The sequence below is a fragment of the Kitasatospora sp. NPDC087314 genome, assembly GCF_044744365.1.
Lineage (GTDB): Bacteria > Actinomycetota > Actinomycetes > Streptomycetales > Streptomycetaceae > Kitasatospora.
Genome location: NZ_JBIUYE010000013.1, coordinates 277,364 through 297,396, shown reverse-complemented (window position 1 = coordinate 297,396; position 20,033 = coordinate 277,364). Strand labels below are relative to the sequence as shown.

18 protein-coding genes are annotated in these 20,033 nt (G+C 73.5%); 10 read left to right on the top strand and 8 right to left on the bottom strand.

The genetic code is table 11. From position 1 onward, the window contains the following. The first annotated feature begins 22 nt into the window (after window positions 1-22). The 3 genes from ACIO5E_RS28065 to ACIO5E_RS28055 all read left to right on the top strand — a co-directional run bounded on the left by ACIO5E_RS28065 (window position 23) and on the right by ACIO5E_RS28055 (window position 2,510). Window positions 23-265 (top strand): chaplin, encoded by a 243-nt coding sequence (locus ACIO5E_RS28065; protein ID WP_400672921.1) that lies wholly within the window; start codon window positions 23-25, stop codon window positions 263-265. Window positions 266-428: 163 nt separating this feature from the next. Beyond that, entirely contained in the window at window positions 429-2,051 is a 1,623-nt protein-coding gene (locus tag ACIO5E_RS28060) for an AMP-binding protein (protein ID WP_400673001.1), read from the top strand. Window positions 2,052-2,201: 150 nt separating this feature from the next. Further along, entirely contained in the window at window positions 2,202-2,510 is a 309-nt protein-coding gene (locus ACIO5E_RS28055; RefSeq protein ID WP_400672919.1) for a hypothetical protein, read from the top strand. 70 nt (window positions 2,511-2,580) lie between these two features. Here ACIO5E_RS28055 and ACIO5E_RS28050 read toward each other — a convergent pair whose 3' ends face one another. Further along, window positions 2,581-3,585 carry an alpha/beta fold hydrolase gene (locus ACIO5E_RS28050; protein WP_400672916.1) on the bottom strand — a complete coding sequence of 335 codons (1,005 nt, stop codon included), beginning with the start codon at window positions 3,583-3,585 and terminating at the stop codon, window positions 2,581-2,583. A 167-nt stretch (window positions 3,586-3,752) separates the two neighbouring features. After that, a complete protein-coding gene (locus tag ACIO5E_RS28045) occupies window positions 3,753-4,676 on the bottom strand; it encodes a LysR family transcriptional regulator (RefSeq protein WP_400672914.1) in 924 nt (307 codons plus the stop codon). Window positions 4,677-4,818: 142 nt separating this feature from the next. Here ACIO5E_RS28045 and ACIO5E_RS28040 point away from each other — a divergent pair, with 142 nt between their 5' ends. Continuing rightward, window positions 4,819-5,898 (top strand): YncE family protein, encoded by a 1,080-nt coding sequence (locus tag ACIO5E_RS28040; protein WP_400672911.1) that lies wholly within the window; start codon window positions 4,819-4,821, stop codon window positions 5,896-5,898. A gap of 80 nt (window positions 5,899-5,978) precedes the next feature. On the opposite strand, the gene ACIO5E_RS28035 is transcribed toward ACIO5E_RS28040, so the two are convergent. Next, window positions 5,979-6,674 carry an SDR family NAD(P)-dependent oxidoreductase gene (locus ACIO5E_RS28035; RefSeq protein ID WP_400672908.1) on the bottom strand — a complete coding sequence of 232 codons (696 nt, stop codon included), beginning with the start codon at window positions 6,672-6,674 and terminating at the stop codon, window positions 5,979-5,981. 88 nt (window positions 6,675-6,762) lie between these two features. Between ACIO5E_RS28035 and ACIO5E_RS28030 the strand changes: the two genes are divergently transcribed. Then, window positions 6,763-7,362, top strand: a complete 600-nt coding sequence (locus ACIO5E_RS28030; RefSeq protein WP_400672906.1) for a TetR/AcrR family transcriptional regulator — start codon at window positions 6,763-6,765, stop codon at window positions 7,360-7,362. A 93-nt stretch (window positions 7,363-7,455) separates the two neighbouring features. On the opposite strand, the gene ACIO5E_RS28025 is transcribed toward ACIO5E_RS28030, so the two are convergent. Next, the gene (locus ACIO5E_RS28025) at window positions 7,456-7,857 is read right to left on the bottom strand and encodes a YccF domain-containing protein (RefSeq protein ID WP_400672904.1); all 402 of its coding nucleotides are present in this window, start codon (window positions 7,855-7,857) and stop codon (window positions 7,456-7,458) included. A 459-nt stretch (window positions 7,858-8,316) separates the two neighbouring features. Here ACIO5E_RS28025 and ACIO5E_RS28020 point away from each other — a divergent pair, with 459 nt between their 5' ends. From ACIO5E_RS28020 to ACIO5E_RS28010, 3 genes are all read left to right on the top strand, one after another. Then, on the top strand, window positions 8,317-8,715 hold the full coding sequence (locus tag ACIO5E_RS28020; RefSeq protein ID WP_400672902.1) for a DUF6153 family protein: 399 nt from the start codon (window positions 8,317-8,319) through the stop codon (window positions 8,713-8,715). 100 nt (window positions 8,716-8,815) lie between these two features. Further along, complete coding sequence (locus ACIO5E_RS28015; protein ID WP_400672899.1) at window positions 8,816-10,408, top strand: multicopper oxidase family protein; 1,593 nt, start codon at window positions 8,816-8,818, stop codon at window positions 10,406-10,408. A 405-nt stretch (window positions 10,409-10,813) separates the two neighbouring features. Next, window positions 10,814-12,625, top strand: a complete 1,812-nt coding sequence (locus ACIO5E_RS28010; RefSeq protein WP_400672999.1) for an amino acid transporter — start codon at window positions 10,814-10,816, stop codon at window positions 12,623-12,625. 95 nt (window positions 12,626-12,720) lie between these two features. Here ACIO5E_RS28010 and ACIO5E_RS28005 read toward each other — a convergent pair whose 3' ends face one another. Beyond that, window positions 12,721-13,413: a transglycosylase family protein gene (locus ACIO5E_RS28005; protein ID WP_400672896.1), complete on the bottom strand. Its 693-nt coding sequence runs from the start codon at window positions 13,411-13,413 to the stop codon at window positions 12,721-12,723. Window positions 13,414-13,664: 251 nt separating this feature from the next. Here ACIO5E_RS28005 and ACIO5E_RS28000 point away from each other — a divergent pair, with 251 nt between their 5' ends. Next, on the top strand, window positions 13,665-14,528 hold the full coding sequence (locus tag ACIO5E_RS28000; protein WP_400672893.1) for an S-methyl-5'-thioadenosine phosphorylase: 864 nt from the start codon (window positions 13,665-13,667) through the stop codon (window positions 14,526-14,528). On the opposite strand, the gene ACIO5E_RS27995 is transcribed toward ACIO5E_RS28000, so the two are convergent. Beyond that, the gene (locus ACIO5E_RS27995) at window positions 14,491-15,015 is read right to left on the bottom strand and encodes a hypothetical protein (protein ID WP_400672891.1); all 525 of its coding nucleotides are present in this window, start codon (window positions 15,013-15,015) and stop codon (window positions 14,491-14,493) included. The two genes, ACIO5E_RS28000 and ACIO5E_RS27995, sit on opposite strands and share 38 nt — an antisense overlap. Further along, window positions 15,015-16,118, bottom strand: a complete 1,104-nt coding sequence (locus tag ACIO5E_RS27990) for a molybdopterin-dependent oxidoreductase (protein ID WP_400672889.1) — start codon at window positions 16,116-16,118, stop codon at window positions 15,015-15,017. Before ACIO5E_RS27990 ends, ACIO5E_RS27995 begins: the two co-directional genes overlap by 1 nt. 113 nt (window positions 16,119-16,231) lie before the next feature. On the opposite strand from ACIO5E_RS27990, the gene ACIO5E_RS27985 reads away from it, so the two are divergent. After that, window positions 16,232-17,593: a glycosyltransferase 87 family protein gene (locus ACIO5E_RS27985; protein ID WP_400672886.1), complete on the top strand. Its 1,362-nt coding sequence runs from the start codon at window positions 16,232-16,234 to the stop codon at window positions 17,591-17,593. Window positions 17,594-17,609: 16 nt separating this feature from the next. Here ACIO5E_RS27985 and ACIO5E_RS27980 read toward each other — a convergent pair whose 3' ends face one another. Continuing rightward, window positions 17,610-20,012 carry a HelD family protein gene (locus ACIO5E_RS27980; protein ID WP_400672884.1) on the bottom strand — a complete coding sequence of 801 codons (2,403 nt, stop codon included), beginning with the start codon at window positions 20,010-20,012 and terminating at the stop codon, window positions 17,610-17,612. Between the last annotated feature and the right edge of the window lie 21 nt (window positions 20,013-20,033).

The window sequence follows — 20,033 nt, the reverse complement described above, 5'->3', positions numbered from 1 at the left end:
CACCCTCACAAGGAGTGACGCAATGCGTCTTCGTACCACCCTCGCCGCCACCGCGCTCGCCGCTGTGACCGTCCTGGCCGGTGCCGGCACCGCTGCCGCGGGCGACGCGACCGCGAACGGTCTCGCCTTCGGTTCCCCCGGTGTGCTCTCCGGCAACCAGATCCAGATCCCGATCAACTTCGAGGCCAACGTCTGCGGCAACTCGGTCGGCATCATCAGCATCCTCAACCCGAGCTTGGGCCACACCACCTGCATCAACCACTGACCCGACTGCTGGGGCTGATCCGACTGCTGGGGCCGTCCGTCGAACCCGACGGGCGGCCCCAGAGTCGTGTCCGCACCCCCGTTCGGGGGTGGCGGCGCGGGCGCGGGACCGCGACCATGGTCCCCGACCCGCACGCCCACCCAGGAGTCACACCGTGCCGATCATGCCGACCCCGCGCAGCTACTCCTCCGGCGCCTCGGACGTCCCGCTGCTCGGCGACACCATCGGGGAGAACCTCGACCGCGCGGTGCGCGCCTTCCCCGAGCGGGACGCCCTGGTCGACCGGGCCACCGCCCGCCGCTGGACGTACGCCGAACTCGCCGCCGACGTCGAGGCGCTGGTCCTCGGCCTGCTCGACCTCGGGCTCGCCAAGGGCGACCGGGTCGGCATCTGGGCGCCCAACTGCGCCGAGTGGACGCTCACCCAGTACGCCACCGCCAAGCTCGGCGCGATCCTGGTCACCGTCAACCCGGCTTACCGCTCGCACGAGTTGGAGTACGTGCTGAACCAGGCCGGAGTCCGGCTGCTGGTCGCGGCCGAGCGCTTCAAGACCTCCGACTACGCCGGGATGATCCGGGAAGTGCGGCCCCGCTGCCCGGAGTTGGACCGGGTGGTGCTGCTCGGCGGTCCGGGCTGGGAGGCGCTGCTCGCCGCCGGGCGCGGCGCCGACCCGGCCCGTCTCGCCGAGCGCGAGCGGGAGTTGTCGCCCGACGACCCGATCAACATCCAGTACACCTCCGGCACCACCGGCTTCCCCAAGGGTGCGACGCTGTCGCACCACAACATCCTCAACAACGGTTACTTCGTCGGCGAGTTGCTCAGGTACACCGAGCAGGACCGGATCTGCGTCCCGGTGCCCTTCTACCACTGCTTCGGCATGGTGATGGGAAACCTCGCCGCCACCTCGCACGGCGCCTGCACGGTGATCCCCGCCCCCTCCTTCGAGCCGGGCGCCACCCTGGCCGCCGTCGCCGCCGAGCGCTGCACCTCGCTGTACGGGGTGCCCACCATGTTCATCGCCGAACTCGCCGACCCCGACTTCGCGCGCTACGACCTCAGCAGCCTGCGCACCGGCATCATGGCGGGCGCGCCCTGCCCGGCCGAGGTGATGAAGGACGTCATGGGCCGGATGGGCATGGCCGAGGTGGCCATCTGCTACGGCATGACCGAGACCTCGCCCGTCTCCACCCAGACCCGCGCCGACGACTCGGTCGACCGCCGGGTGTCCACCGTCGGCCGGGTCGGCCCGCACCTGGAGGTCAAGGTGGTCGACCCGGCCACCGGCAGTACCGTCCCGCGCGGCGAGCCCGGCGAACTCTGCACCCGCGGCTACTCGGTGATGCTCGGCTACTGGGGCGAGCCCGAGCGCACCGCCGAGGCCGTCGACGCCGCGCGCTGGATGCACACCGGTGATCTCGCCGTCATGGACGAGGACGGCTACCTCGCCATCACCGGACGGATCAAGGACATGGTCATCCGCGGCGGCGAGAACCTCTACCCGCGCGAGATCGAGGAGTTCCTCCACACCCACCCCGACATCCTCGACGTGCAGGTCGTCGGCGTGCCCGACGCCAGGTACGGCGAGGAGCTGATGGCCTGGGTCCGGATGCGCGAGGGTGCCGAGCCGCTCACCGCCGAGGCCGTCCGCGCCTACTGCACCGGCCGCCTCGCCCACGTGAAGATCCCGCGCTACGTGCACGTGGCCGAGGAGTTCCCGATGACCGTCACCGGCAAGGTCCGCAAGGTAGAGATGCGGGAGGCGGCCGCGCGCATCCTCGGGCTGTAGGGCTTGTCCCACCATTCGCGTCGCATCGGCGCGCGGCGGGAACGGTGAGCCAAGCCCTACGGCGCACGCCCCCGGCACGCGCTCGCCCGCGCGGGTGGAAGACGTCCCGCGCGGGAATGGGGGTACAGGTGGTCGGCGCACAGTCCTGGCATGACCACTCGCACCTTCGGCCTCGGCCTCGCCGCGGACTCCGTCCTCGCCGTCCTGGCCCTCCTGGCCCTCGCCTCCCCGGTGACCCCGGCCATCGCCGCCACCGCCCTCCCCGCGACCACCTGCGGCCAGGCCGTCGCCCAGACCCGCACCGACCTGGCGAACGCCGGTGCCCCGAGCAGCCACACCGACTGGCAGGGCGTGCGCGACGACGCCCAGCGCTTCGTCGACGCCCACCCCTACAACGGTTCCGGCACCGTCAAGCTCCGGGCCGACATCCACAGCCTGAACGCCAACTGCGCCCCGTAGCCCGCCCCCCCGGCGTTCGGCGGGAGGGCGGGCAGGCCGGAGCGGGCGGCCCGTGGCCCGGTGGTGCTGGTCAGCGGGGCAGTGCGTCCAGCCAGTCGATGAGCAGTCGGTTGACCTCGGCGGGGCGCTCCTGCTGGATCCAGTGACCGCAGCCGTCGAGGAGATGGGAGGAGAGCAGGCCCGGGAGGGTGACGGGGTAGGCCTCGATCGCGTCGGCCAGCCAGGTGGTGGAGGCGTCCCGGGTGCCGCCGAGGAACAGGGCGGGCTGGGTGATGGGGGCGCCGTCGAAGGCGGCGAGGTCCGCCCAGTCCCGGTCCATGTTCCGGTAGCGGTTCAGCGCACCGGTCAGGCCGGTGCGCTCGAACTCCCCGGCATAGACGTCGAGGTCGCGCTCGTCGAGCCAGCCGGGCAGCGGACCGGTGGGGAAGCGCTCGCGCAACGTGCCGCCCCGGCGGACGAAGTGCGGGTCGGGCGCGTCGGGCCCGGGCATGGTGTCGGCGGACAGCGCGGCGTAGAAGCCCGCGAGCCAGCCGCGGACGTCGGGTTCGATCTCGGCCTCCGCCCGGCCCGGCTCCTGGAAGTAGGACACGTAGAACTCCTCGGCACCGCCCATCGCGGCGAAGACCTCGCCGGGCCGGGGACCGCCCCGCGGCGTGTAGGGGACGCTGAGCAGGCCCACCGCGCGGAACACCTCCGGCCGGAGCAGCGCGCTGTTGGCGGCGATCGTCGCGCCCCAGTCGTGACCGACCACCACCGCCCGTTCCTCGTCCTCGCCCCGGCCCTGTTCCCGGACCAGGGCGCGCACCACCGCGGCGTTGTCCTCGACCAGGTCGAGCATCCGGTAGGCCTCGGGGGCGGCGGGCCGGGAGGAGCGGCCGTAGCCGCGGACGTCGAGCGCTACCGCGCGGTAGCCCGCCGCGGCGAGCGCCGGGAGCTGGTGGCGCCAGGAGTACCAGGACTCCGGGAAGCCGTGCACCAGCAGCACCAGCGGCCCGCTGCCCTGCTCCACCAGGTGGATCCTGCCCCCGGGCGTGGGGACCAGCCGGTGCCTGGGCTCCGTGTCGTGCCGTGTCATGCGTCCTCCCGAACTGTCGGTCTGCCGTGCGCCGGTCTCGCCGCGTGCTGCTCGCCGCGCCGGTCTCCTCGCGTGGTGCTCATCCGTGGCGCCCCGGCCTCCCGTCGATCGTGTGGGACGGCCCGCGCGGCAGGCGAGCAACTTTGCCGTTTCGGCAAAACGCCGGACTACCGTTCCGGGTCCCCCGCGCCTCGGGCGGGCCTCGACGGGTCGAGGACGGCCGCCGCCAGGTGTTCGCGGAACCAGCGGTGTGCCGGGTCGGCCGCGTTGCGGGGGTGCCAGGCCATGCCGAGATCGAGCGGCACCAGGTCGAGGGGGATCGGGAAGGTGCGCAGGCCCAGGGCGGCGATCGTGTCGGGCAGCCAGTCGGCCAGGCTGAGCGCGATCAGGTCGGTGTCCCGGGCGAGCATCATCGCGCTGGTGTGGCTGGGGACGACGGCCGCGACCCGGCGCCGCAGCCCCAGCTCGGCGAGCGCGGTGTCGATCGGTCCGAGCCGCTTGCCGAGCCGGGAGACGCCGATGTGGTCGGCCGCGGCGAACCGGCGGGCGGTGATCCGCCGGTCGAAGAGCGGATGGCCGCCGCGCGCGACGCCGACCAGCGGCATCCGGGTGAGCGGCCGGGTCCGGATCTCCGGGTCCAGGTGTCCGAGGACGCCCAGTTCGACGTCGACCCAACCCTGCCGCAGCGCTGGGCCGCCCTCCATGGCCTCCGGCAGGAAGACCACATCCACGTGCGGGGCCTCGGCGTGGATCCGCTCCGTCAACGTCCCGGCCAGCCCGACCAGCAGCAGATCGGCGGCCTGGACGGTGAAGGTGCGCTGGAGGTGCACGGCGTCGAAACCGGCCCCCGGCCGCAGGACGTTGTCGCAGCCGCGCAGCAACGCGCCGACCTCGTCCCGGAGTTCGACGGCGCGCGGGGTCGGCACCAGTCCTTGGCCCGCGCGGACCAGCAGCGGGTCGCCGACGGCACGGCGGAGCCGGGCCAGGCTGCGGCTGACCGCCGCGGGGGAGGTGCCGAGCAGCTCGGCGGCGCGGGTCACGCTGTTCTCCTGGAGCAGGGCGTCCAGGACGCGTAGCAGGTTGAGGTCCATGGGTGGCTCCTGAGCTGCAGTTTTGCGTCTGAGGCAAGGATCTCCTGCCAATCCTTGCATTGCTGCGGCACCGTCGTGCGCGGAGAGTGGAACTGCCCGCAGATCGCGCGGCAACCACCACATCCCGGGCAAGGAGTCCGCTGTGCAGCAGTCCCCCCTCGATCCGCCCCGCGCCGGCCGGGAAGGCGACGTCCTCGCCGTCGTCAGCCAGACCGGGCCGACCGTCTCCTTCTTCGACGCGGCCTCCGACCGGCACCTCGGCACTCTCGAAGTCCTCGCCGAGCCGCACGAGTTGTGCTTCGACCCGACCCAGCGCCTGCTGTGGTGCGCCACGGCCTACCACTCCGGCTACTACAACGCGAACACCGGCCGCCGCACCGAACTGACCGTCATCGACCCCGACACCCGCCGGATCGTCGAGGTCGTCGACCTCGCCCCCGAACACGGGCCGCACGGACTGGCGTTGGACGCGGCACGCCGCCGCCTCTACGTCAGCGTGGAGGGCTCGGCGGACCGCCCCGGCGGCGTCGTGGTCATCGACACCGAGACCCGCCGGCCGATCGGCCGGATCGACACCGACGCGCCCGGCCCGCACTGGTTCGCCATCGACCCGGCCGGGCGGATCGGCTACGCCACCAACAAGGAGGCGCCGTTCGTCTCGATCGTCGACCTCGAACGGGGCGTCCTCACCGCGAAGGTCGAGGTGCCGGGCAGCGAAGGGCTCGACGTCTCCGCCGACGGCACCCACGCCTTCGTCGCCGCGCCCTACGCCGGCTCCTCCGCCTCCGACGCCGATGCCCCCGACCACGACCGACCGGTCACCGGGATCCGGGTCGTCGACGCCAGGACGGCGGCCGTCGTCGACACCCTGCCCACCCGGGACATCGTCCTGCCGGTGCACCTGACGTCCACCGGAAAGCTGCTCGTCGGCGAGGTGCGGACGGCCCCCGACCCGGCGTCCGGGCTCGGCCGCCAGATGCCCGGGCGGCTCACCGTCTTCGCGGCCGACACCCGTCGGCGTCTCGGCCAACTCGACGTGGGGCTCTTCCCGTTGACCATCACCTCGTCCCCCGACGGCCGGCTGGCCTATGTGTCCAACCTCGTCTCCTCCACCGTCGACATCGTCGACCTGGAGACCTTCCAGGGCCTCGGTCGACTGGACATCGCCAAGCGCGGCGAAGGCGGCGCCCACGGCCTCGCCTACATCCCCCGCCCGTCCTGATCCCCGCGCCCACCCCGCGGCCTCGCGCCGGAGCCCCTCCGCCGGCGCGAGGCCGTCCTCCGGTGCTCAGACCTGGAGCCCTACCACGGGACGGTCTCGCCGTGGAGATCCAGGAACTGCAGGCCGGGGGCGCCGGCCTGCGCTTCGAGGACGTCGACGACGGCCGGGATGCTCTCCTCGGGCGCGAGTGGTGCGTCCGGTCCGCCGAGCTCGGTCCGGTTGTGGCCGGGGTCGATGAGCAGCTTGGTCTGTCCGTCGCCGGCGTGGCGGGCGGCGTAACTGCGCATCAGCTGGTTGAGCGCGGACTTGCTGGCCCGGTAGAGCTCGTAGCCGCCCTCGGTGTTCCGCGAAATGCTGCCCTGCGAGGAGGACATGACCGCGACGGTTCCACCGGGCACGACGAGTCCACGAAGGGCTTCGAGGACGCGCAGCGGACTCAACGCGTTGGTGACCATGACCTCGGTGAACACGTCGGTCGGGACCTCGCCGATGGGCTGGTTGTCCAGGTTGATCGCGGCGTTGACGAAGAGCAGGTCGAGTCGACGGCCGTCCAGGCGCTCGCGCAGAGCGGCCAACTGTTCGGAGCTCGTCATCTCCAGTGACTCGACCTCCAGTCGTCCCTTCCAGGCATCGGCACGAGCGTGCAGCTCGCCGCCGCCCCGGCGGGCCGTGGCGATGACGTGCCAGTGGCGTCGAGCGAGCTCGTCGGCGAGGACGAGCCCCAGCCCGCGAGAGGCACCGATGACCAGCGCTCGGCGGTCGGTCGTGGTGGACACATGAACTCCTAGGGGGTGGGAACTTTGTCTAGACGAGCCGTTGCGTCTAGACAATCACACGGAACCGCTGACGGGTACTGTGTTTCGCATGCCCGCCACGAGATCCCAGCCCCGCAGGCCGCACTCCGGCAGCCGACGCGACGAGGTCGCACGTCTGGCCGTGCTGCATGCCGCTGACGATCTGCTCGTCGAGCACGGCTTCGGCGCCCTGACCGTCGAGGCGATAGCGCGTCGCGCCGGCGTCGCCAAGCAGACCATCTACCGCTGGTGGCCCTCGAAGGTCGAGATCCTCCTCGACACGCTCATCGAGGACAGTGACAAGCACCTTCCCGTCCCGACCGGGAAGCCCACGGCGGAGAGCATCCGCGGCTACCTGCACGGCTTCGCGCAGTTCCTCGCCGACGACCCTGCCGGCAAGGTCCTGCTCGCGCTCCTCGCCCAGGCGCAGCACGACCCGGACACGGCCAGGCGCTTCCACGAGCGCTATCTCGTTCCACGCCGTGGCCAGGAACGCGACCTGCTCGCGCACGCGATCGACGCCGGCGAGATCGCGCCCGCACTCGGTCTCGACTCCGTGATCGACGCCCTTGTCGGCCCGATCGTCTATGGCGCCCTGGCCGGGTCGACGATCTCCCGCGAGCTGGTGGACACCCTGGTCGACGACCTGCTCAGGCCCCGCCCGAATTGAGCGCCCGCTCGACGCCGAGGTCGGCGCGAGCCGTACGGACGACGACGGCCGGCGAGGGTTTCTCCCCTCGCCGGCCGTCGGTGTGCACGGAAGTTAGCGGGCGCCCCAGGCCTGGTCGGTGGGAACGACCTCGCGGCCGAGCGGCATCAGCGAGATCGGGATCATCTTGAGGTTGGCCCAGCCGAAGGGGATGCCGATGATCGACAGGAACAGCGGGATGCTGGTGACCAGGTGCGCGATCGCCAGCCACCACCCGGCGAAGATCAGCCAGATGACGTTCCCGATGCACGACGCCGCCCCGGCGCCCGGCTTCTCCACCGTGGTCCGGCCGAACGGCCAGAGGATGAACCCGGCGATCCGGAAAGAGGCGATGCCAAATGGAATGGTAATGACGAGCAGGCAGCAGATAATTCCTGCAACTGTATAAGCAATTGCCATCCAGATACCGCAGAAAAGCAGCCAAATGACATTGAGAACGAATTTGAGCACCGTCATGGATGGTACCTTCTCACGTTTGGCGGCCTGCAGCTACGTCTTTGCCATGCCCGGCCGCACCCGCGTCTACTCCCTTAGGGGACGTTCCTCAGGGTGCCGTCCGGGTCGGGGTGCCTGGTCGGGGGCGGTTCGGCGGCGCAGCTCCCGATGAGGAGAGCAGGGCGGGCGGCGGCCGGCTCGGACAGGTTGTCGAGTGTTGCCTTTCCCTTCGCGACGGTGCTGGGCGAGGCGTGCCGATGATGCCGTTCGCGGTGTAGCCGGCCATTCCCGGGGTGAGCAGACGCGGCCGTTCAGGGGCGGAATGGTCGTCGCCGTCGATTCACGACCTGCCGCCCGGCCTTTTGATCTCCGGCGGTCGGGAGGGCATGGCGCGCCCGGCCCTCCCCGGCGTGGCCCGGGGTTGCGGCTCGGGATACCCTATGGGGGTACGTGGTGACGGGATCGGTCGGGAGGTGGACCATGGTGGAGCCGCGTCCGGCGGTCCCCCGGGCCCTGCGACTGCTCCTGCTCGCCGCGCTGCTGTTCGGCGTCGTGACGATGCATACGCTCGGCCATCCGACCGCGGGCGGGCACGGAACGGACCACGGGCCGGCTCGGCACGCCGTGAGTGCCGGTCAGCTGGCGGGTGCCGAGGAGATGGTGCACACGGCGGCGGCCGACGGCATGGACCCGATGGCGGTCTGCCTCGCCGTCCTCGCCGGCTGGACGCTGCTGCTCCTGGTCGCGGGCCCCCTGCTGCGCCACAGCGGCGATGCCGCCGCCGAGGTCAGGGCCCGGCTGCTGCGGGCCGTTCGCGCGCTGCCCCCGCCCGAAGGCGGGCGGATACTCCTCACCCGGCTGTCGGTGCTGCGTCAGTAGGCGCGCGCCCGCCGTCCCCCGTCCGCGCCCCGGCGCGGACACGGGACGGCCGTCGCGACGTCCTGCTCACCCACACCCACCGCACGAGGTGCACTCCGTCATGCGCACACCCACCCGTCGCACCGTGCTCGGCGCGGCGCTCGCCGCCGCCGGCACCGGTCTGCTCGCCGCCTGCTCCGCCGATCCCATGAAGGGCATGGACCACCGGGGGGCCGCCCCCACCACCCCGGGCGGCTTCGTCGCCCCCGGCGGCCCCGAGGTCGCCGCCGCCGAGGCGCGGCGCACTCCCGGTCCGGAGCGCAAGGTCGCGCTCACCGCCACCGAGACCACCCTCGACCTCGGCGGCCGCACCGTCCGCAGCTGGGCGTACGGCGACCGGCTGCCCGGCCAGGAGGTGCGCGCCACCGTCGGCGAGACGCTCGCCGTCAGCCTCGCCAACCACCTGCCGCAGCCCACCTCGCTGCACTGGCACGGCCTCGCGCTGCGCAACGACATGGACGGCGTGCCGGGCGTGACCCAGGCCGCCGTCAAGGCCGGGGCCTCCTTCGACCACCGCTTCGCGCTCGCCCACCCGGGCACGTACTGGTTCCATCCGCACTCCGGCGTCCAGCAGGACCGCGGCCTGTACGCGCCGTTGATCGTCGAGGACCCGAAGGAGCCGCTGCGCTACGACAAGGAGTGGGTCGTCGTCCTGGACGACTGGCTGGACGGCGTCGACGGCAGTACCCCGGACGCCGTCCTCGCCGAACTCGCCCGGGGCATGGGCGGGATGGACCACTCCGCGATGGACCATTCCGCGATGGGCCACGACAGGTCCGGGATGCCGGGCATGGCCGGCGCCGGCACCCCGAGCGGTGCCGCCGGCCCGTCCCGGATGCTGATGGGCGCCCGCAGCGCCCTGCTCGGCGGCGACGCGGGCGACGTCGGTCACCCGTTCCACCTGGTCAACGGCCGCCTCGCGACCGCACCCGAGACCTTCACCGCCAAGCCCGGCGACCGGGTCCGGATCCGGTTGATCAACGCGGGCGGCGACACCGCCTACCGGGTCGCGCTCGGCGGCCACGAGCTGACCGTCACCCACACCGACGGTTTCCCGGTCGAGCAGGCCACCACCCAGGCGCTGTTGCTCGGCATGGGCGAGCGCTACGACGTCCTGGTCACCGTCAAGGACGGCGTGTTCCCGCTGACCGCGCTCGCCGAGGGCAAGAACGCCACCGCACTGGCCCTGCTGCGCACCGGCGGCGGCGCCGCGCCGGACGCCTCGGTGCGCCCGGCCGAGCTGGACGGCAGGCTGCTCGGCGCGGCTCAGCTCAAGGCCGACCCGGGCGTGCGGCTGCCCGCCAAGGCGCCGGACCGGACGGTGCCACTGGAGCTCACCGGCGGCATGGCGAAGGCCGACTGGGCGTTCAACGGCCGCAGGTACGACCCGGCGCAGCGCTACCCGGTGGCGGCGGGGGAGCGGGTGCGGCTGGAGTTCCGCAACAGCACGAGCATGTGGCACCCCGTCCACCTGCACGGCCACACGTTCGCGCTGGCCGGTGACGGGCCGCGCAAGGACACCGCGATCGTGCTGCCGGGCGCGACCCTGGCCGTCGACTTCGACGCCGACAACCCGGGCCTGTGGATGGTGCATTGCCACAACGTCTACCACGCGGAGACGGGCATGATGACGGTCCTCGGCTACCAGGCCTGACCCCGGAGGCCCTGAGGTGCCGGGCCGGGCCGCACCCCGGCCCGGCACCCGGCCTCCGCTCCCGCCCGCCGTGCCACCCGCCGCGACCTGCGGAGCAATGACGTTTTCTTAACGCGGGGCGATGACGCGTCCTTAACGCCGGTCGCATAGCCTGTCGCACTGCCGTCGCCCGACGGCGCTTTTACGGGGTCTTTAAACAAGAGGTGCAAGGTGGTTTCGTCGGGTTCGACGGACGCGACGGCGGCGGAACCGTCGTCGGCGCGAATACGGTTGCGCGGCTGGTTGCTGGAGGACGTGTCGGCGGCCAAGCCCGCCGGTGCGGAGGGCGCCGAGGGCGTGGAGTCGGGGGACGCCGGGGCGAAGGGTGCGCACGGTGCGCACCAGGGTCAGCGCTGGTGGCGGGTGATGTGCCTGACCGGCCTCGACTACTTCTCCACGCTCGGCTACCAGCCGGGTATCGCGGCGTTGGCGGCGGGTGTGCTGTCGCCGATCGCGACGATCGTGCTGGTGATCGTGACGCTGCTGGGTGCGCTGCCGGTGTACCGGCGGGTCGCGCAGGAGAGTCCGCGCGGTGAGGGCTCGATCGCGATGCTGGAGCGGCTGCTGTCGTTCTGGAAGGGCAAGCTGTTCGTCCTGGCGCTGCTGGGCTTCGCGGCCACCGACTTCCTGATCACCATCACCCTCTCCGCTGCCGATGCCAGCGCCCACCTGGTGGAGAACCCGCACCTGACCGGGGTGCTGGGCGGCAAGCAGGTCCTGATCACCCTGATCCTGGTCGCGCTGCTCGGAGCGGTCTTCCTCAAGGGCTTCAGCGAGGCCATCGGCCTGGCCGTCGCGCTGGTCGCCGTCTACCTGACGCTCAACGTCGTGGTCGTCGCCGTCGGCATCTGGAAGATCATCCAGGCGCCGCACGTGGTCACCGACTGGACCAGTGCCCTCACCGCCCAGCACGGCAACCCGGTCATCATGGTGGGCGTCGCGCTCGTCGTCTTCCCCAAGCTGGCCCTGGGCCTGTCCGGCTTCGAGACCGGTGTGGCCGTCATGCCCCACATCCAGGGCGACCCGGACGACACCGAGGCCAACCCCACCGGCCGGATCCGCGGCACCCGCAAGCTGCTGACCATCGCGGCCGTGATCATGAGCTGCTTCCTGATCACCACCAGCTTCATCACCACGCTGCTGATCCCGGCGGACCAGTTCAAGCCCGGCGGCGACGCCAACGGCCGTGCGCTGGCCTACCTCGCCCACCAGTACCTGGGCGGCGGGTTCGGCAGTGTCTACGACCTGTCCACGATCGCGATCCTGTGGTTCGCCGGCGCCTCGGCGATGGCGGGCATGCTCAACCTGCTGCCGCGCTACCTGCCCCGGTACGGGATGGCGCCGCACTGGGCGCGCGCGGTGCGGCCGATGGTCATCGTGCTGACCCTGATCGGCTTCCTGGTGACCTGGCTGTTCGACGCGGACGTGGACGCCCAGGGCGGTGCGTACGCCACGGGTGTGCTGGTGCTGATCAGCTCGGCCGCCATCGCGGTGACCATCGCCGCGTACAAGGCCAAGCAGCGCGGTTGGACCACGGCCTTCGCGATCATCGCGGCGATCTTCCTCTACACCACCGTGCTGAACGTCGCCGAGCGCCCGGACGGCGTCAAGATCGGCGCCTGCTTCATCGCGGGCATCATCCTGGTGTCGCTGCTCTCCCGGCTCAAGCGGGCCTTCGAACTGCGCGTCACCGACGTGGTGCTGGACGACGTGGCGGAACGGTTCGTCAGGGACTACGCGCACCGCCCGCTGCGGCTGATCGCCAACGAGCCGACCAACCGGGACGTCGCCGAGTACCGCGACAAGATCCGCCAGATCCGCGCCGACAACGACATTCCCGGTGAGGACGACCTGGTCTTCGTCGAGGTCACCGTCCGCGACGCGTCCGACTTCGAGGCCGAGCTGACCGTGCGCGGTGAGGTGCTGCACGGCCGTTACCGGGTGCTGACGCTGGAGAGCTCCAGCATCCCGAACGCGCTCGCCGCGCTGGCCCTCACCATCCGGGACCGCACCGGGCAGCAGCCGCACCTCTACTTCGAGTGGACCGAGGGCAACCCCTTCGCCCAGTTCCTGCGGTTCTTCCTGTTCGGCCAGGGCGAGGTGGCCCCGGTCACCCGCGAGGTGCTGCGGGAGGCCGAACCCGACCGCAGCCGTCGTCCGCGCGTCCACGTCGGCTGACCCCCGCCGTACCGCTCGCCCAGTGCCGCCAGGCCCGCCCGATCGCAACGGATCGGACGGGCCTGGCGGCGTTCTGAGCGGGCGGCGCGGGTGGTTCAGGACGGCAGGCGCAGGACCGCACCCGGCTGGATGAGGTCCGGGTCGTCGCCGATGGCGTCGCGGTTGAGCGCGTAGAGGGCGGGCCAGCCGCCGGGGACGCGCAGGGTGTCGGCGAGGTCGGCGAGGGTGTCGTTCTCGCGGACCGTCCACTCGCCGTCGGCGCCCCCGCTGGTGGTCGCGGGCGCGGCCGGCGGCGGCAGGGCGATGTCCCGGTCGTGGCCGCGGCCGTGGTCGTGGCCGTGGTCCCGGTCCCGGTCCCGGTCGTGACTGTGGTCCCGGTCGTGGCTGTGGTCCCGGTCGTGGCCGCGGGCGGCGCGGGCGCCGCAGACCGGCCAGGGGGAGAGGCCGCGCCGCCCGGCGAGGTGCCGGGCCACCGCGATCTGCTCCTCGCGGCTGGCGAGGTCGGGGCGCGGGGCGTAGGCGAGCCCGCCGTTGTCGCGCCAGGTGGGGGCGTCGAACTGGAGGCCGCCGAAGTAGCCGTTGCCGCTGTTGACGCGCCAGTTGCCGCTGCTCTCGCAGGCCGCCACGCGGTCCCAGTCGTACCTCCCGCCGTCGGGCCCCCCACCGGGGTCGGAACCGGTGGCGCGACCCGGGGGCGCGGCCTGGGCCGCGGGGGCGGCGAGGGCCACGGTGAGCACGCACAGGGCGGCGGCGGGGACGAGGCGGCGTAGACGGGCGGTGGCAGGCATGGGCGGCTCTCAGATTCGGGAACAGAGCGTGCACCGCCCGGAGGCGGCGCACACCCACCGACGCACGCCGGGTGGGGCGCACCACCGCCGACACGTCCGAAAGGTCACCCGCATGGCCGCCGCGGGCCACCCGGGTGGCCCGCGGCCGTCCGGCCCCGCCCGCCGTTCCGGAACCGTAAGGCCGGGCGTCGCCGCTGCGGGCCCGGCGGCTCCTACAGTGGCCGGGACGTCTCCGAGGAAGGGTACGAACGATGACGATCGATCAGGGAGCCGGCGCTCAGCGCGCCGAACTGGGCGTGATCGGTGGCTCAGGGCTCTACGCACTGCTCGACGACGTGTCCGAACTGCGCGTCGACACGCCGTACGGGCCGCCCAGCGACGCGGTGTTCCTGGGCGAGGTGGCCGGCCGCCGGGTCGCCTTCCTCCCCCGGCACGGGCGCGGCCACGGCCTGCCGCCGCACCGGATCAACTACCGGGCCAACCTGTGGGCGCTGCACACCCTGGGGGTGCGCCAGGTGCTCGCGCCGTGCGCCGTCGGCGGGCTGCGCCCGGAGTACGGGCCCGGCACGCTGCTGGTGCCGGACCAGTTCGTCGACCGCACCTCCGGCCGGGTGCAGACCTACTACGACGGCCTGCTGCTGCCGGACGGCGCGCTGCCGGAGGTGGTGCACGTCTCGATGGCCGACCCGTACTGCCCGGCCGGGCGGCTGTCCGCGCTGGACGCCGCCCGGGACGTGGCCTGGGAACCGGTCGACGGCGGCACCCTGGTGGTGATCGAGGGCCCGCGCTTCTCCACCCGCGCCGAGTCCCGCTGGTTCAGCGCGAACGGCTGGTCGGTGGTCGGCATGACCGGCCACCCGGAGGCCGTTCTGGCCCGCGAACTCGGGCTCTGCTACACCTCGTTGGCGCTGGTCACCGACCTCGACGCGGGCGTGGAGAGCGGCGAGGGCGTCACCCACACGGAGGTGCTGGAGGTCTTCGCCGGGAACGTCGACCGGCTGCGCACCGTGCTGTTCAAGGCGCTGGAGAGCCTGCCCGTCGCCCGGGACTGCGTCTGCTCGCACGCCCTGGACGGGCTCACGACGGGTCTGCCGGGCGTTTCGTCGGGCGCCTGAGCCCCGGTCGCCCGACCCCCGGTCGCCCGACCCCCGGTCGCCCGACCCCCGGCCGCCCGGCCCCTGGGCGGCCGCCCGCCGGGTGCCCGTCCCTCGGCCGGTGCCGCCACCGCCGGGCCAGCGTGAACAGCAGCGCCGGCCCGGCGGTGACGGCCAGCACCAGCAGCCAGTTGCGCAGGTACGGCAGTGGCAGGGCGGAGGTGTTGCCGTGGTTCTCGCCGTCCCGCAGCACCGCCGGCAGCGCGACCGCGCTCACCGCCGCCGCGACGACCAGCCAGCCGCGCAGCACCCACCCCCGCGCCAGGGCCGCACCGACCAGGCAGACCAGCGGCACCCAGAACCCGTCGTGCAGCAGCACCGCGCCCACCGCCCAGACCAGCACGCCCCACGGATCGGTGATGTAGGAGTCGGTGAGCAGCCCGGCCAGGCCGTAGCCGATCAGGGCGAGCCCGCCGAGCAGCAGGACCGCGCGCAGCCACCGGGACATCAGATCACCTCCAGACGCGCGACCCACTTGGTCTGCAGCACACCCGGCCGGTTGGGCGCGATGATCCGCGCCGGGAAGCCGTGGTCCGCCGCCAGCACCTCGCCGTTCACCCGCAGGGCGAGCAGCGTGAGCGGGTCGACGGCGTACTCGGCGGGCATCTGCGTCACCCGGTAGGGGCCCTCGACCTCCAGCGAGGTGACCCGCAGGCCCGAGCCGGCCGGGGCGCCGGCCCGCACCAGCAGATCGGCGACCCGGACCCCGGTCCAGCGCGCCGAGGCGCTCCAGCCCTCCACGCAGGCGATCGGCAACTCGACCTCGTACTGCGGGAGTTGGTGCAGCTCGGGGAGGGACAGCCGGTACGGATGCGGGCCGTCCACCCGGAGCTGCCAGTCGGCGGGCACGGTGACCGTCCCGGCCTGTGCGGCGGTCCGGTTGACCGGCAGCCCCTGCGGGCCGATGTCGGGGCGGCGCGCGGCGAGCAGGTCCAGCCGACGCAGGAAGGGGACGGTCCGCCCGGCCGTGGTGAGCGTGACCGCGCCGACCGCGGCCGTCACGGCGGCCAGGAACGCCCGCCGCTGCGGCAGCCCGGCCGCCGGGCGACGCCAGTGCCGCACGATCAGCGGGCCCTTGGCCGCGGCGTGGACGAGCAGGCCGCCGGTCGCCAGCCAGCCCAGCCAGAAGTGCGTCTGGCGGAACGGGAACGGCCACGGGTACCACTGCAGGGTGTCGAGCAGCCCGGTGAACAGCTCCGTCAGCATCGTCGCGACGAGCACGAAGATCCCTAGCCGTTCCAGCGCGTGCGCCGCGTTGCGCACCGGCGGCCACTCGAACAGCCGGGGGTAGACCGTCCACAGCTTCGCCCCGAGCAGCGGCACGGCGGCCAGGCCGCTGATCACGTGCAGTCCCTGGGTGACCCGGTAGCCGTTCACCGGGCGGCTCTGCAGGTACGGGGTCAGCCGGCCGGGTGGGTCCTGCAGGGCGTGGCTGACCAGCCCGGTCAGGAAGCACACCAGCAGCGCCGCACCCAACCAGCGGCCGAGCACCACGGCCGTGCGGGGCTCGTGCAGCGGTGAGCGGAATTGCGGAAGGAAGTTCGGAGTCACGTGTTCATGGAACCGCCGGGCCGGCGCTTCGCGGTGCCGCGACGTGCTTACGGAATCCGAACGACGCCACGCCGGTGCGGCCGGGCGCCGTGCTCCGGTGGCAGGGTGAGCGCGTGCCCACCCCTCTCCACCCCCTCCGTGCCCCGCTGCTGCGCTGCCTGCTCGCACTCGCCGCCCTGGTCGCCGCGCTCGCCCTCACCGTCACCGGCGGCGGCACGCTCGGCCACCGCGCTCCGCTCTACGCCTGGTACACCGCGGACGCACTCCTGTTCGCGCTCGCCCTGCTGGCGCTGCGGCGGGTGAGCGGGCGTCAGGTCGTGCCCCTGGTCCTGGCCGGGAGCATCGCCGTCGCCGCCGTCGGGCTGCTCGCCCCGCCGCGCACCAGCGACGACGCCTACCGCTACGTCTGGGACGGCCGCGTCCAGGCCGCCGGCATCTCCCCGTACGCGCACACCCCGGACGACCCGGCGCTCGCCCGGCTGCGCTCCGCCGACCTCTGGCCGGCGGACGGCGCCTGCGCGGACTGGGACGAGCGGCGCACGGCGGCCGGGGACTGCACCCGCATCAACCGGCCCGCCGTGCACACCATCTACCCGCCGGTCGCGGAGGCCTGGTTCCTCGCCCCGCACCCCTTCGGGGGAGGCGTGCGCGGTGTACAGGCCGCCGGCGCGCTGCTCGCGGTGGCGACGACGGGGGCGCTGCTCGTGGTCGGGCGGGGCAGCCGGCGGGCCGCGCTGTGGGGGTGGTGCCCGGGCGTGGCGGTGTGGTCGGTCAACGACGCGCACGTGGACACGCTGGGGGCACTGCTGCTGGTCGCGGGGCTCGGATGCGCGGCGCGGCGGCGGGTGACGGGCGCGGGCGCGCTGCTCGGCGCGGCGGTGGCGGTCAAGCTGATCCCCGGGCTGGCCCTGCCGGGGGCGCTGTCCCGCCGGTCCGTACGGGAGAGCGCCCTGCTGCTGGGCGCGGCGCTCGGGGCGTTCGCCCTCGCCTACCTGCCGTACCTCGCCGCCTCCGGCACCGGGGTGCTCGGCTACCTGCCCGGCTACCTGAAGGAGGAGGGGTACGAGCAGGGGCACCTCGACCGCTTCGGGCTGCTCGCCCTCCTCCTGCCGGACGCGCTGCTGCCGTGGGCCGCCGGGGCGGCGCTGGCCGCCGTGGCCCTGTGGGTGCTCCGGCGCGGGGACCCGGCCCGCCCCTGGGACGGCGCGCTGCTCGTCACCGGCACGGCGCTGCTCGTCGTGGCGCCCGCCTACCCGTGGTACGGCCTGCTGGTGGTGGCCCTGGTCGGGCTCAGTGGCCGCTGGGAGTGGCTCGCCGTCCCGGCCGCCGCCCAGTACCTCTACCTGGCGGGCGGCATGGAGGCCCAACAGGCCGCCTACGGTGCCGCGTTGGTGTGCGTCACGGTCGGCTCCCTGCTGCGCGGCCAGGCGGGACGGCGGGTGCGCGGCAGGGTGCCGACCTACGCCGAGGGGTAGCGGCGCCCCGGCCGGGTCAGCGCGGGTCGAGGCCGGTCAGCATCTCCGGCAGCTCCCCGCTGTGGACGACCCCGAGGCTCCTCGTCGCGCGGGTGAGGGCCACATAGAGGTCGTTCGCGCCGTGGGTGTGCGCCGCGAGGATCTCCGCGGGCTCCACGACGAGGGCCACGTCGAACTCAAGCCCCTTGGCCTGGGCGGCCGTCAGCAGGACGACCGGCGAGTCCAGCGCCGACGGACCGTCGGTGAAGGCGGCGACGCCCGCCAACCCGGCCAGCGCGTCGAGCAGTTCGGCCGGCGGGTGCGGGGCGTGGATGACCGCCATCCGGCCGCCGTCCAGCGCCGCGAGCTCCTGCTCGACGGCGTCGCGCAGCGCCGCTCCCCGGCCCTCCTCGGGCACCCGCAGGCTCCACGGGCGGATGCCGCCGCTGCGCACCGCGGTGGGGGCGGTGAGCGCCGGGTCGACCGCCCGCAGGACTCCCTCGGTGACCGCCATGATCTCGGCCGGGGTGCGGTAGTTGATGGTGAGTTCCACCGTGCGCCAGCGCCCCGCGGTGTACTCGTCGAGCGCCTCGCCCCAGGAGCTCAGCCCGGCCGGTGCGCCGGTCTGCGCCAGGTCGCCGACGATCGTCATGGAACGACCGGGGCAGCGGCGGGCCAGCAGCCGCCAGGCCATGGGGGACAGTTCCTGGGCCTCGTCCACGATCACGTGCCCGAAGCCCCAGGTCCGGTCCTCGGTCGCGCGCTCGGCCAGCGGGCGGAGCGACTCCTCGCCGCGGTACTGCCGCGCCAGCATCTGCGCGTCCATCTCGACCAGCCCCACGCCGAAGTCGTCGAGGACGAGCTTCGCGAACTCCAGCTCCGCGGCCTCGGCGGCGTCGGCCCGGCGGGCGACGGCGCCGCCGGGGAGCGGGCCGAGCAGTTCGGCGGCCTCGTCGAGCAGCGGAACGTCGTCGGTGGTCCAGCCGGTGATCCCGTCGGTCGTCCCGTCGGCGGTGGGGCCGGTCGTCCCGTCGGTCGTCCGGGGGGCGGCCTGCCGATCCGGGTCCGGCTGCGTGCGCAGGAGTGCGGCGCGCTCGGCCTCGGAGAAGTCCGGCATCGCCGTGGCCAGCAGCTCCGGGGAGCCGTACAGGGCCGTGAGCAGCCGCTCCGGGCTCAGCAGCGGCCACAGCCGCTCGGCCAGGGCCTGGAACTCGGGCTCGCCGACGAGCGCGTCGGCGAGGTCCGCGACGTCGTCCAGGTCCATGTCCCCGCCCCGGTCCCGGGCGATCCGCAGGGCCAGCTCCGAGGAGAGCCGCTCGACCAGCTCGGCGCGGGCCGCGTTGTGGGGCTTGCCGCTCCGGTGCGCGGCGGCGTGGGCCCGCTCGCAGAGTGCCCGGCCGATCAGGAGCTCCACGTGGTAGGGCGATGTCCGGCCCACGGTGATGGTCCAGGACGTCTCCGGCAGCTGCCGCAGGCCCTCCAGCGCGGTGGCGAGGACCCGCGCCATCCGGGCGTCGCCCTTGACGGCGGCGGCCTCGGGCGTCTCCGTGTCCGTCCCGGTCACGCCCGGGTAGAGCGCGCCGATGCTGCTCAGCACGACCTCGCTCTCGCCGAGCGCGGGGAGCACCTGGTCGATGTAGCGCAGGAAGGTCGTGTTCGGCCCGATGACCAGCACACCGCGCTTGGCCAGCCGGTCGCGGTGGGTGTAGAGCAGGTACGCGGCGCGGTGCAGGGCGACCACGGTCTTGCCGGTGCCCGGACCGCCCTGCACCACCAGCACGCCGCTGAGCGCGGAGCGGATGATCCGGTCCTGCTCGGCCTGGATGGTGGAGACGATGTCGCCCATCCGCCCGGTCCGGGCCGCCGTCAGCGAGGCGAGCAGGGCGCCCTCCCCGCTGAGTTCGGCGCCGTCCCGGCCCTGCGGGGAGCCCACGCCGAAGGCGTCGTCGTCGAAGTCGACGACGGTCCGGCCCTTGGCCCGCAGGTGGCGGCGCCCCACCACCACGCCGGGCGCGGCGGGCGTCGCCCGGTAGAACGGCTCCGCGGCCGACGCCCGCCAGTCGGTGAGGACCGGCTCGTGGTCCTCGTCCGACAGGGCGATCCGGCCGATGTACTGCCGCTCGCCGTCGGCGCTCTCGATCCGGCCGAAGCAGAGCCCGTACTCGGCGGCGTGCAGTTCGGCCAGCCGCCGGGTGTGGTGGATCTCCAGGGTGTCGCGCTCCATGCGGGACTGGGCCGTTCCGCCCTTGTCCCGGAGGTGGACCTCGCGCAGCCGGGTCGTCGCGAGTTCGCGCTGGGCTTCGAGGCGGTCGTACAGCTTGCCGACGTACTCGTTCTCCGCGCGCAGTTCCTCGGCCCGCCAGCCGGCGGTGGCGGCGGAGTCGAGCGCGGGCGAGGGCGAGGACGAGGACGAGGACGGTGAGGTGGGGGAGAGGGGCAAGGCTGACTCCATCGGTTCTGG

Bases quoted from the DNA above. Each gene is read 5' to 3' on its own strand.
- ACIO5E_RS28060 (WP_400673001.1), top strand. From the start codon at position 429: ATGCCGACCCCGCGCAGCTACTCCTCCGGCGCCTCGGACGTCCCGCTG.
- ACIO5E_RS28030 (WP_400672906.1), top strand. From the start codon at position 6,763: ATGCCCGCCACGAGATCCCAGCCCCGCAGGCCGCACTCCGGCAGCCGA.
- ACIO5E_RS28025 (WP_400672904.1), bottom strand. From the start codon at position 7,857: ATGACGGTGCTCAAATTCGTTCTCAATGTCATTTGGCTGCTTTTCTGC.
- ACIO5E_RS28015 (WP_400672899.1), top strand. From the start codon at position 8,816: ATGCGCACACCCACCCGTCGCACCGTGCTCGGCGCGGCGCTCGCCGCC.
- ACIO5E_RS28010 (WP_400672999.1), top strand. From the start codon at position 10,814: ATGTGCCTGACCGGCCTCGACTACTTCTCCACGCTCGGCTACCAGCCG.
- ACIO5E_RS28050 (WP_400672916.1), bottom strand. From the start codon at position 3,585: ATGACACGGCACGACACGGAGCCCAGGCACCGGCTGGTCCCCACGCCC.
- ACIO5E_RS28065 (WP_400672921.1), top strand. From the start codon at position 23: ATGCGTCTTCGTACCACCCTCGCCGCCACCGCGCTCGCCGCTGTGACC.
- ACIO5E_RS27995 (WP_400672891.1), bottom strand. From the start codon at position 15,015: ATGTCCCGGTGGCTGCGCGCGGTCCTGCTGCTCGGCGGGCTCGCCCTG.
- ACIO5E_RS28020 (WP_400672902.1), top strand. From the start codon at position 8,317: ATGGTGGAGCCGCGTCCGGCGGTCCCCCGGGCCCTGCGACTGCTCCTG.
- ACIO5E_RS28000 (WP_400672893.1), top strand. From the start codon at position 13,665: ATGACGATCGATCAGGGAGCCGGCGCTCAGCGCGCCGAACTGGGCGTG.
- ACIO5E_RS28005 (WP_400672896.1), bottom strand. From the start codon at position 13,413: ATGCCTGCCACCGCCCGTCTACGCCGCCTCGTCCCCGCCGCCGCCCTG.
- ACIO5E_RS28045 (WP_400672914.1), bottom strand. From the start codon at position 4,676: ATGGACCTCAACCTGCTACGCGTCCTGGACGCCCTGCTCCAGGAGAAC.
- ACIO5E_RS28055 (WP_400672919.1), top strand. From the start codon at position 2,202: ATGACCACTCGCACCTTCGGCCTCGGCCTCGCCGCGGACTCCGTCCTC.